General features: G+C 65.0%; 8 protein-coding genes. 4 read left to right on the top strand and 4 right to left on the bottom strand.

Features of this window, described 5'->3' with window-relative positions:
• Window positions 1–322: 322 nt before the first annotated feature.
• The 4 genes from ACIQU6_RS42640 to ACIQU6_RS42655 form a co-directional block, all read right to left on the bottom strand.
• A complete protein-coding gene (locus tag ACIQU6_RS42640; RefSeq protein WP_403487763.1) occupies window positions 323–4,843 on the bottom strand; it encodes an alpha/beta hydrolase in 4,521 nt (1,506 codons plus the stop codon).
• Window positions 4,844–5,099: 256 nt separating this feature from the next.
• Window positions 5,100–6,323: a sensor histidine kinase gene (locus tag ACIQU6_RS42645; protein WP_403487765.1), complete on the bottom strand. Its 1,224-nt coding sequence runs from the start codon at window positions 6,321–6,323 to the stop codon at window positions 5,100–5,102.
• Complete coding sequence (locus ACIQU6_RS42650; protein WP_403487767.1) at window positions 6,320–6,976, bottom strand: response regulator transcription factor; 657 nt, start codon at window positions 6,974–6,976, stop codon at window positions 6,320–6,322. The genes ACIQU6_RS42645 and ACIQU6_RS42650 overlap by 4 nt, the downstream gene beginning before the upstream one ends.
• Before the next feature lie 261 nt (window positions 6,977–7,237).
• The gene (locus ACIQU6_RS42655) at window positions 7,238–7,378 is read right to left on the bottom strand and encodes a hypothetical protein (protein WP_403487769.1); all 141 of its coding nucleotides are present in this window, start codon (window positions 7,376–7,378) and stop codon (window positions 7,238–7,240) included.
• A 173-nt stretch (window positions 7,379–7,551) separates the two neighbouring features.
• Here ACIQU6_RS42655 and ACIQU6_RS42660 point away from each other — a divergent pair, with 173 nt between their 5' ends.
• From ACIQU6_RS42660 to ACIQU6_RS42675, 4 genes are all read left to right on the top strand, one after another.
• Entirely contained in the window at window positions 7,552–8,568 is a 1,017-nt protein-coding gene (locus ACIQU6_RS42660) for a proline racemase family protein (RefSeq protein ID WP_403487771.1), read from the top strand.
• 57 nt (window positions 8,569–8,625) lie between these two features.
• Complete coding sequence (locus tag ACIQU6_RS42665) at window positions 8,626–9,324, top strand: GntR family transcriptional regulator (protein ID WP_403487773.1); 699 nt, start codon at window positions 8,626–8,628, stop codon at window positions 9,322–9,324.
• Window positions 9,325–9,414: 90 nt separating this feature from the next.
• Window positions 9,415–10,347 (top strand): ornithine cyclodeaminase family protein, encoded by a 933-nt coding sequence (locus ACIQU6_RS42670; protein ID WP_403487775.1) that lies wholly within the window; start codon window positions 9,415–9,417, stop codon window positions 10,345–10,347.
• Window positions 10,348–10,569: 222 nt separating this feature from the next.
• Window positions 10,570–10,740 carry a hypothetical protein gene (locus tag ACIQU6_RS42675; protein WP_403487777.1) on the top strand — a complete coding sequence of 57 codons (171 nt, stop codon included), beginning with the start codon at window positions 10,570–10,572 and terminating at the stop codon, window positions 10,738–10,740.
• The last annotated feature ends 776 nt before the right edge of the window (window positions 10,741–11,516 follow it).

The raw sequence follows: 11,516 nt of genomic DNA on the forward strand, positions 1-11,516 counted from the left end.
GAGATCACCAACGCAACGACCAGGAGCCCTGCCGTGTCACGAGCCCTCCCCGGCAGCCCTCATCACCCTCCAGACCTGAGGATGAGAAACCTTCACTCAGGCAGCACAAAGTTCTTCAGATCCCTGCCGGGACGCTGTTCACCGGGCATGCCAGGAAGCTAGCAGAAACCCCAACTGACCTGCGAGAACACGTGAGTTAGTTCGGTCAACGTGCCTGACGGTAGTCAGTCACCCTAGATAACAAGGAGCGTCACAGTCTCTGCGATGTCCACGAGTTCAGCCTGAGTACCGGCATCAGAGACTCAGCAAATGAGATGGCTTCTCAGTACCAATGGGGGGCGGTGAGGATGGTGGATCCGGGCATGTAGCCTCTGGGGGCCAGCATTCTCGTCGGCCTGAAAGCATCCGTTGCTTCCTGGCTGGTGGCAAAATCCTGGTATTTGATGAGCTTGCGAGTTGTGCTGTCCTGGTACATCTTGGCCCATTTCGCCTCGGTGGCGATGATGGGCCCATCAAGATCCGGCATTCCCCGGTGGGCGAACTGGCCTGCGGAGAGGTCGAACACGTAGGTCTTACCACCACGTTTCCCCAGAACTACGTAGTGGTTCGCGTGCGCTCCCTCGAGGGCGTTGTCCCATATGGCCATCCCGCGGTACTTGATGTCTGTGAAGCCGTGAGCCTTCATATAGTCCCGGGTCGGCCTGACCAGGTTTTCGCAGTTCTGTGCAGGATTATCGATCATGGCGTTTATGGCCGTGTTGCGCCGCAGGTCGGACAGAGACCTGTCGGCCATGCTGATGTCCGCTGTGTTTTGCGCCGGGTCTGCGAGGGCGGGGCGACGTGCCTCGATCCGGAACTCCGGGGCGCTCGTCTCGGTATAGATCCGCACCCGGCGACCGTCCGGGAGGTGCATCCCATCGTCAGAAATGGTCAGGATGTCCCCCTTCTTGAAGTCTACTTCTGCGAAACCCGGCGACAGCTCCGGCCGCAGTGTCCCATTGTTCAGGCCCGCCAGCTTTCCGTCTCCTGTGCTGAGCATGGCATGAATCATCTGGGGACGGCCGTTGTCATCGACAATGAAGGCGACTCGGTACCCACCATCCAGCCGGGTCAGGCTCTCCAGGTTCGTGATCTCCTTGCCTGTGCCGCCCAGATACGCCTGGAAGCTGTGTGCACGTACGCCGCGAAGCGCCAGCAGCTCCTGAGGCGTGATGACATCGGCCATCCGCTGCACTTCGGCCACTGCGTCCCAGCAGACGGCTCCGTCACGCGCGATCTTGCCAGTGAAGGCTTCGCCCCCTGCCCCCTTGGATGCCATCCGAGCGGCCCGCCGTCGTGGCGTCAGCTGACTCAACAAGACCTTCTCCTGTGCAGCTTCTATGCCACTGCGGATCAGCTTGGCAGCAGTGCGCTCAGCTCCTTTGACGCCGGTACGGATGCCGGAGAGAGCAGCCTTGAAATCCAGGGCCGACATACCGACCGTCAGCCATCGGTCCAGCTCGGCGTCCTCCAGGGCCTGCCGATAGACGTCCCCGCGATCGGTGTTCTCAGCGATCTTCTCGTTGAAGTAGGCGCTGCCGAAACCGAATCCCAGTCCGGAGGCGAAGGCCACGACCGCGCCAGCGCCTCCTGTCGCGGCGCACGCCACGATCATCATCAAGGTTTCGGCGCCCTGCATGGCGGCACGGCCGAACTGCGCGGTCCACTCCCGATCCTCCTCCGCCTTGGTGTAGACGTAGCCGTTGAGGTTGGACTTCACACGTGCAATGGATGCTTTGCGGAGCTCGTCGGAAGTGTCCGGCACCTCGCGGAAGCTAATACGCGGCTCCAGGAACATGTACTGCGTTCTCTCATCACCGCGTTGGATGCGCGGGTCTGGAGGAAGTGTGGGGATGAAGTCGTCCGGTCGCGTGGCAGCACTGTCGAACTCCGCAAGGTGGCCCTTGATGAACGTCTGGAATCCGCTTGACTTGTCATCCTTGCGCCAGACGTATGTATCACCGGTTGCCAGCGACACCAGAAGGCTCGACTCGTTGGAACCGATCGCGACGACATCGGGGACAATCTTGCCCTGGAATACCACGAGTTTTTCCTTCAGACTGCCGTCGAGCCACCGGGAGGAAAAGATCTTCATGAGGGGGTCTGCGCCGTCCGCCAGATATCTGGCCAGCCTGCTACGGAGCCTGGCAGACGGGTACTGAGAAAATGATGTCTTGAAGACTTCACTCTGCGCCATGAGGTCCGCGTCCCGTGAGAACTCCTCGGCGATTCCTGATCGAACACGATCTCCTGTGAGTGCCTGCACAATCCCAACCGGGAGATCATTTCGAGACGGTTCAATCTTCAGGATCGTCACGGACAGGCCGACGCGCAGCATGGTCTTGCGGTATGGCACGCCCAGCGCGACTTCCCGGAGCGTGTACCGCTCCGTCGTGCGCAGGCCTGTGCCGCCTGTTGCAGGGGCCTCCAGGAAGGTGACGACGAACTTGCCATCGAGAGAGACGGCCTCAGCGGAGGCCGACGGCACGACCCGCTTGAGGACCTTTCTGATGGTGCCGTCCACATAGTCTTGTGCTGCCTGCGCCATTTTCTTGGCGGACTCGGCGTTCTGGCTGGAGAGCAGGCGCGACAGTAGATCGGCATCGACTTCGGGGGCCTGGACAACGGTGGGGGAGGAGAGGGCGTGGCGGAGGCTGTTTATATTTGTGCCTCTCTCTATGAAGCTGACATCGACGTCAAGGCGCTCGCCGACGGCCAGCCGCTGTGGGATTGTGACTGGATTCCAGGAGTCGAATTCCCACGGATCCTCATTCTCTGGGGTGATGTAAAATCCGGACGCTGTTTGAGATTTCCAGGAGATGAGATAACTTCTGCTGTATCTCATGGAGCGAGGACTGTTGCTGGTATCAACGTAGAGCTCCGCCTTCCCTGCCTGCTCCTCGAACTTGAATTCGAGCCACTCGGGGTGCGTTATCTTGATGCGCCCGCCCCAGAATGTGGACGTTTTTTCCGTTGTCTGAATAGTGAGTCTTTCTTTGGTGAATGTGCATGTCCCGTCAGCCGCCATGCGTACGACAGGAAACATAGGTGATGACAAGGAGGTGGTGGCTTCGGTCCGGCTCGTTGTAGGTTCCTCTCGTTTTTTTCTAGATTTTGCCTTGTCTGTCGTGTTGGGTGGTGTGGTGTTGGTGGGTGGGTTGGTGTTGGGGCGTGCGAGGGGGTTTTTGTGTCCTTCGAGGAGGATGCCGGTGCGTTTCTTGTAGGTGGTGACCTGGCGGATGTTGCCGGTGGTGATGCGGGCAAGGTTGGTGAGGGATTCTCTGGCGGGCTGGGTTTCTGTGGCGGGGTCGTAGTAGCTGGTGTGTGCGCGTTCGTAGTTTTTGGCTTTACTGAGAGCGGGGTCGGGGATGTATGTGGTTTTGAGGCGGGTGACTTTTCCGGTGGGGTCGTATCTGGTGTGGGTGGGGTCGATGCTGAAGTAGTTGAGGTGGCTGATGGGGTCCTGGGCGTGGGCGGCGGCGTAGATGCGGGTGGCGGGGATGTTGAGGTGTTGGGCGCGGCGGCCGGTGCCGGGGCTGCCGAAGAGGACGAGGTAGTCGGCTTCTCCGCCGCCGAGGGGTTCGCTTTTGTAGGCGGCGCGGGCTTGTTTGACGGAGCGTTTGACGGTCGCTATCACGGGGCGGGCTGCGAGGAGGGCGGCGGAGGTGATGGTGGGGTCGGTTGCGGCGGAGGCGAGGGGCACGGTCTTTTCGGCGCCTTCGCGTAGGGTTTGTGTCCAGGTGCCGCCCTGCAGGCGTTTCTTCGCAGCCGCGGTGACGGGGAAGAGGGAGATGAACTGGCGGGACAGCTCGCGGGTGCCTCCCACGAGTGCGCCCTTGGCGGTGTCACTGACGCCGCCGGGCCGGGTGCGGCGCATGAGGGCGTAGCCGGCGACGACGCTTCCGTAGCTGAACCCGTTGACGGTGACCTGGGGCTGTTCGGGGAGTCCGGCGGTTTTGCGGGCGGTGCTGTTCTTCCAGAAGGCACGCCATTGGGCGAGGTCGATGTTGAGGAGTTTGGAGCCTTCCTTGGCGGGGTCATCGGCGCTGACCTCGCCCTTGCCCTTGCGGATGTCGCGGGGGGCTCTATACCCCTGCCAGGCGATGACGGCGACCTTGGCCTCGGGGCCGACTCGGCGGCACTCGTCGTACACCACGCGGGCGCGGCGGACGAGTTCGTCGAAACTGGCGGGTGAGCTGCCCATGCCGGGGATGAGGACGGCGACGTGGGTGGCCATCTCGAGGGTGCCGAGGGCAACGGCCATACGGCCAACGCCCTCGAACTCCGGCTCGTAGACCAGGAGACGCGCCGGGAGGCCAGAGGCGTCGGTGAGGGCTGTGGTGAGGTGGCCGGCGTTGGTCCTGCGCAGTTCCTCAGGTGTCGGCTCCCCGGGGGCGGTGACACTCTGGGGTGCGCGATCGAATGGGCGCGGCTCGCCGCCCTGGAGTACGTCGGCGACGCGGGCAGCACCGCCTGCCACCGCCTCACGACGCGATACTCCCGGCACGACCTCGGCGGGACCCGCTGGTGCGGGTGCCGGCAGGGCCATGTCCCGCCCCAGCTGACGCATGTTGAGGGTGTCCGCCGCGGCGAATCCCTGGGGCTGGCCGGCCTCGAGGGCCAGTTCCTCGGCGGCTTCGACCTCCTCGGCCGCCGGCGCGCTGGGCTCATAGGCGCCACCGACCCCTGCGGCTTCCCCCACCAGGGCGCCGGGCCAGTACCTCTCGGCCGGGGGCGCGCTGGGTGTCCAGTCATCAGTGAGGGGACCAGCCTCTGCGGTCGCCTGCGCGGCCTCCTCCCACACACTCACCTCCCCAGCCGCGCCCGGGACCGGCCCTCCCCGGTCGGCCGACCCCATGATCGCCCAGCCGTAGGGGCGGGAGGTGCCGGAGAATTCCGTTCCCGAGGCCGAGCCTGCACCGCTGCGGGCCCAGGCGGACAGTGGGGAACTGGATGTCCAGTCGGGACGCCGCAGCGGCTCCTGCCTCACCTGCCAAGAGGCCTGCTGCGGCACCGCCTGTCGGGGCCCGGGAGTAGTGTTAGTGCTGTCTGGGGCGTACTCATGGCCCATATGTCCTCGGTGCTTCCTGGTGTCCTGGGACCTGCCCATAGCAGGTCCGAAAGCGGGTCGTGGGTAGGTGCACGGTGATGACCAGGCCTCCGCCTGCGCGTGATTGGGCTTGTGCCTGTCCGCCGTGGGTGTGGGCGATGTTGCGGACGATGGCCAGTCCGAGGCCGGACCCGTGTACGGTGCCGGGACGCTCGGTCTGCAGTCGCTGGAAGGGCTGGAAGAGTGCCTCGGTCTGGTAACCGGGTACTGGTGGGCCGGTGTTGGCGACCACTACTAGGGCGTGGTCGTCCTGGCGTGCGGTGGTGACCGAGACCCAGCCTCCGGGTTTGTTGTAGCGGATGGCGTTTTCGACGAGGTTGTGCATCAGCTGTTCGAGCATGACCGGGTCGCCGCTGACCTGTGCCGGTTCGGCGGCGACGCGTAGTTCCACGCCCGCCACTGCTGCCTCCTGGGCGCGTTGCCCTGCGACGCGTTCGGCGATGTCCTGCAGGTCGGCGGGGGAATGGTGGTGGATTTCACGGTCGCCTTTGGCCAGTGCGAGCAGGCCGTCGATCAGGCGTTCGTTGCGGCTGTTGACGATCAAAAGCGACTCGCCGAGGCGGCGGGCGTCGTCGCTAGCGTCTTTCTTGCGCAGAGCGACCTCGATGAGGGTCTGGTTGACGGCGAGTGGGGTGCGCAGTTCGTGGGAGGCGTCGGCGATGAAGCGTTCCTGGTCGTCGAAGGAGCGGGCCAGCTTGTCCAGCATGGCGTCGAAGGTGTCGGCGAGGTCCTTGACCTCGTCGCGTGGACCGGAGAAGGCCAGGCGTTGGCCGAGGCTGTTGCGGGAGATGCGGCTGGCGGTGTCCGAAATCTGGTGCAGTGGACGTACGACCCGGCCAGCCATCACGTAGCCGAGGGCCATGGCGAGTGCGGTGAGTAGGGCGAGGGCGATGCCTCCTTGCTGCAGGAGGGAGGACAGGGCCGTGTCGCGCAACGATGTGGCGAGCCCGGTCGAGCCCGCGCTCGGCGCGGCGGATCCGCCGTCCTGAGACAGGCTTGCCGAGCCGTCGGCGTGGTACTGCAACGCCACCACGTCCAGTCGTTCGGGCAGCGTGCGGTCGAGGAGGAGGTAGACGATGGCGAGGAGAACGGCCGAGGAGAGGGTGAACAGTCCGCCGTACAGCAGGGTCAGCCGTGCCCTGATGGTGAGGCGGGGTATGGCGATGCGGCTCACGGAATGCGGTACCCCGCCCCAGGGACGGTTTCGATGGCCTGCGGCTCGCCGAGTTTCTTCCGGAGTTTCATCACGGTCACCCGGACCGTGTTGGTGAACGGGTCGGTGTGCTCGTCCCAGGCGCGTTCGAGGAGTTCCTCTGCGGAGACCACGGCGCCGCCGACCCGCATGAGTTCCAGCAGGACCGCGAATTCCTTGCGGGAGAGCGACACATAGCGCCCGTTGTGGTGGACCTCGCGGCGTGCGGTCTCCACTCGCAGTCCCGCCCTCTCGTACGCGGGCGGGACTGCCGGCTGCGTACGGCGGGCGAGTGCGTGCACGCGCGCGAGCAGTTCCTCGAAGGCGAAAGGTTTGGGCAGGTAGTCGTCAGCGCCGAGGGCCAGTCCCTCAATACGTTCGGGGACTCCGGCGGCTGCGGTGACCATGAGGATCCGGGTGCGGCCTCCGGAGTCGGCCACGGCGCGGCACACCTGGTCGCCGTGCACGACGGGCAGGTCCCGGTCGAGGACGAGGACGTCGTAGTCGTTGACGGCGAGCCGCTCCAGGGCTGCGTCCCCGTCGTGTGCGACGTCCACGGCGAATGCATCGTCCCGCAGGCCCTCGGCCACAGCCTCGGCGAGCATGGGCTCGTCCTCGGCGACCAGTACGCGCATGGCATGTCCTTCTCGGCCAGCACCCGGAAGGAGACCGTGGGCCCGGCCTCGCTCCGTTGGTCCGGTGTGTCGGGGCCATCTTCGCGGAAGCAGGTTAACCGGAAGATAAACGATATTGGTTACAGCTCGGATATATCCCCTCTGATCGACTTGCTCCGCATCCGGGACGGCCCCGGTGCGGAAGGAGACGCTCTCTCCCTTCTTGTCTCGGCTCCTGTGGGCACGGAATGTGTAGCCGAGGAAGGTGAACGCTGTGTGCTCCTAGGAGTTCCGACGCTTGCCGTCCCGGCAGTACGCGATCCGGGTCTTGTCGGGATGCAGTTGCAGCCCGACCTGCTCCATCCTGTCCACCAGCGCGGCCAAGACCTCCCTGGCTTGCCGCTCGGTGACGCAGTGGATCACCGAGTCGTCCGGACGGCGCCGCGGCTGGTGCCGTGCTCGCGGACCCGCGCGGCGATGGACCGGCCGTCTGGGTGCGCGGTATGCACGGCGGGGGTGCCATTGCACTGTGACATTGCACATGGTTCACTGCCTCTACGTACGCTGACCTTCTCCCCTCAGGATCGGATCTCGTCATGACCGTCACAGACATATGCACCGTCGATTACCACGCCGGCGGTGAGCCGTTCCGGATCGTCACCGATGTGCCGGAGGTCGCGGGGGACACTGTCGCGGAGAAGCGGGTGACCGCGATGTCCGCGCCTGAGATCGACGGGCTGCGGGCCCTTCTGTGCTTCGAGCCCCGCGGACACGCGGACATGTACGGCGGGTTCATCGTTCCAGGCAACGACGAGGGTGCCCACTTCGGCGTGCTGTTCTGGCACAAGGACGGCTTCTCCACTGCCTGCGGCCACGGCACCATTGCGCTCGGTGCGTGGGCCGTGCGCAGTGGGCGGGTGCCCGTCGATCCCAGTGGTGTGACCGAGGTGGTGATCGATGTTCCCTCGGGCCGGGTGCGTGCCCGGGTGGCTACGGACGGAGAGCGGGTTGTCAGCGTCGACTTCGTGAGTGTTCCCAGCTATGTCCTGCACGACGAGGTGGCGGTGCGGACTTCTCGCGGGGTAGTCCGATGTGTGATCAGTTTCGGGGGCGCGATTTATGCGCATGTCCCGGCTTCGGCGTTCGGCCTCGATGTCAGTGTGGCGTCGCTGCCCCAGCTGATCGAGCTGAGCCGGGAGGTCAAGGCCTGCCTCAACCCCACCGGGTTCGCCGCGCACCCGCTGGACGATCGGCTCAGCGGGATCTATGGCGTCGTCTACTTCGAAGACCAGGGTGTCAGCCCGGACGGCAGTCTGCGGCAGCGCAATGTCACGGTGTTCGCCGATGGACAGGTCGACCGCTCGCCCTGCGGGCCGGGCACCTGCTCGCGGGTCGCCGCTCTGCACTCCGCCGGCCGGCTTGAGTCCGGCCAGGTGCTTGCTCACAGCTCGATCACGGATGCGACCTGGCTTGCACGCGTGCAGGAGACCACATACGAGGCGGGTCTGAAGGCCGTGGTGCCGGTGGTCACTGGACGGGCCTACCAGACAGGTGAGCACCGGTTCGTCAAAGACCCCCACGACAACATGGTGCCGGGCTTCGTGCTTCGCTGAGGGGCGGTAGTGATGGCGACGGTTTCCGGGCTTGGCCGGACGATGCAAGGGGGCCACATGTTCACGGACTTTTCCGGGGGAGATCTGCAGTTGGCCTCGGTGTCGCGAGCCGACGGCCTGCGTGAGCAGGTGACCGATGCGCTGCGTGCAGCACTCATCGCCGGCCGGATGAGACCAGGAACGCTGTACTCGGCACCGGTCCTGGCCGAGATGCTCGGAGTCTCGCCCACCCCAGTGCGCGAGGCAATGCAGGATCTCGCAAAGGAGGGCATGGTCGAGGTGGTGCGCAACCGCGGGTTCAGGGTGACCGCCGTATCCGAGCGAGAGCTTGACGAGCTAGTTGCGGTCCGACTGCTGACGGAAGTGCCCACGATGGGCGAGGTCGCCGAAGCCTATAACGCATCGATGGACGGAGAGTTCGCCCGGCTCCGGCAGATCGCCCGCGACCTGGAAACAGCGGCGGAGAGCAACGATCTCGTGTCCTATATGCAGCTCGATACCGAATTCCACACCTCTTTCCTCGCCCTGCATGGCAACACCATGCTGGCCACCCTCGTGCGGAACATGCGCAGCCGTAGCCGGCTCTACGGCTTGGAGGCGCTCGCCCGCACCGGCCGCCTCATCGCCTCGACACGCGAGCACATGCAGATGATCGACCTCGCGGCCACGAAGAACCGCAAGGCCCTTGAGGCGCTCACCCGCGTGCACATCGGCCACACACGCTCAATCTGGGCATCGGGCGGCGCCAACCGCTGACCGGGACTTGGCCAAGCAGCCGTGAGCAATTCCCCACAGTGCAATGTCACATAACAACTGCGTCTTGATGACGCACCAAAGGAGGACGCTGTGGACGTCGTGACGATCGGACCGAAAGAGATCCGCTCGATCGTGTCGATGCCGGACGCGATGCAGGCCGTCCGGGACAGCTTCCTGGCCCTGGCCAGAGGCGAGTTCGAGATGCCGACCCGGACCTCACTGCGTGACGGATCCTTCCTGGTGATGTCCGCCCACCACCGGCCCTCGACATCGGCCATGATCAAGACACTCAGCCTGAACTTCGACAACCGCAACCCCGCGATCGTCGGTACCGTCGTGTGGAGCGAACTGGGTCACACCTCGCACGTGGTCGCCGATGCCGCCGAAGTCACCCGGATCCGCACCGGGGCGATCGTAGGAGTCGCGACCGACGTGATGGCACCGCCAAACGCGCGCAGCTGCACCATCATCGGGGCAGGCGGCCAAGCCGCCGACCAGATCCGCACCGTACACGTGGCCCGTCCGTTGTCCAGCGTCACGATCGTCGACGCCGACTGCAGCCGGGCAGAGAGCCTCGCCGAGAAACTCGCGCAGGAGATGCCCCATACGAAGTTCGGCACCAGCTCAGACTCGGAGAAGGCCATCACCGGGGCAGATATCGTCTGCTGCGCGACCACCGCAACGGCACCCCTGTTCCGGCTTGAGGCGTTGAGTGAGACGGTCCATGTCAACGCGATCGGCGCATTCCGTCCGACCATGCGTGAGCTGCCGGACGAGCTTCTCGCGGATGCGATCGTCGTCATCGACGAACGTGAGGCGATCCTCGAAGAGGCAGGCGAGGTGATCCACGCCCTGCAGATCGGAGCGATCACTGAGGACGCCCTGACCGAACTGGGCACCGTGCTGGCTGCCGGGCTCCCGGAACGCACTGCGCGCACGGTGTTCAAGACGGTCGGCGTCGCCGTGCAGGACTGGGCAATCGCCGCCCTACTGGCCCGGCACTGCCTGACGCAAGCGCGCTGATGGCTATCCGATTCCACAAGGATTTTCCGGTATCAATCCCCTGAGTGGGCGTTGAGCCTGATCTTCCTCGGTTCGTGATCGCTCGATCGTGTTTACGATCGCCATGCGAGCCGCCGGATGGGCATGTCCATGCTGGGATGCGAAGCGTGAAGTGACCGGCACCTGGCCGACGGCTCCTACCTGGCCCGCATCGGCTACGGCGTCCTGCACACGTTGCTGACCGTGCGTGTCGTCGAGGCCGAGGTGACCTGCACCCTGGTCGACAGCACCACCACCCGCGAGCAGTGGCGGCTGGTCACCAGCCTGCTGGACGCCGACCGCTACCCGGCGAGCGAACTCATCACCCTCTACCACGAGAGACGGCAGGCGGAGTGGGACCGAATCCGTGATTGAGGGTGCTCGGCCCTGCCGGGTGGTGCTGTTCTTGCAGGTCAGCACCACCCGGCCTGATGCTGGGTCCTGTTTTCGGGGCGTCATGTTTCGCCGTCCGCTCACGCATCGCTCACGCACGCGGGCTTTCAGCGCGACGGGTGTGGGTGGTCGACGGGAATTTCCCGATGGTGGACAGTCTGCGGCGCTGAGGCGGACTCGCTGGCTCCCCGCTGGCGGACGGGGCGTGTACGTGGAGTAGCGGCGTTGTGCGTCGGTCAAGAGGGCGCCCCTGTCGGTTTCCGGGCCGTGCGCCGGGAGCGGCTGTGGTCGGAATGGCCAGGGCGATCTTGTGGGCTCTGCGGGCGGCGTGTGGGATGTGGCGGCGGCGCAGCATGCCCTCCCGGTGTGCTCACCGCGTTCACGAAAGGGGCGGGCGATGGCGGTGGATGTGCATGCCGACACGTACTGATGGGGGTACGGGCTCCATCTCAACCACGAGGCCGTGGTGTCCGTTCCCGTTCGTCGTTGCAGTGGCGTCCGGGAGCTAGCTAGCTGGGCGATGAAGGGATGCTGCGGTCCTGGCGACCCCGAGGTGTGTCATTCGATCTTGCATTTCCGTTGTCAACGTGGAATCGCGGTGAGCCAGGATTTCATGAGTGTGTGTGCCTGTTGTTCGAGTGCGGGTGCTTGCTGTGCGTGGGCGGTGAGGAATGGGTTGATGCCTTGGGTGCCGAGGGCTTGTTCGGCGGCGGTGCGGTAGGAGTGGTCGTGCAGCCAGTGTCCGGCCAGGTTGGCGG

Origin of the sequence: Streptomyces sp. NPDC090442 (assembly GCF_044769405.1) — a bacterium.
Taxonomy (GTDB): domain Bacteria; phylum Actinomycetota; class Actinomycetes; order Streptomycetales; family Streptomycetaceae; genus Streptomyces.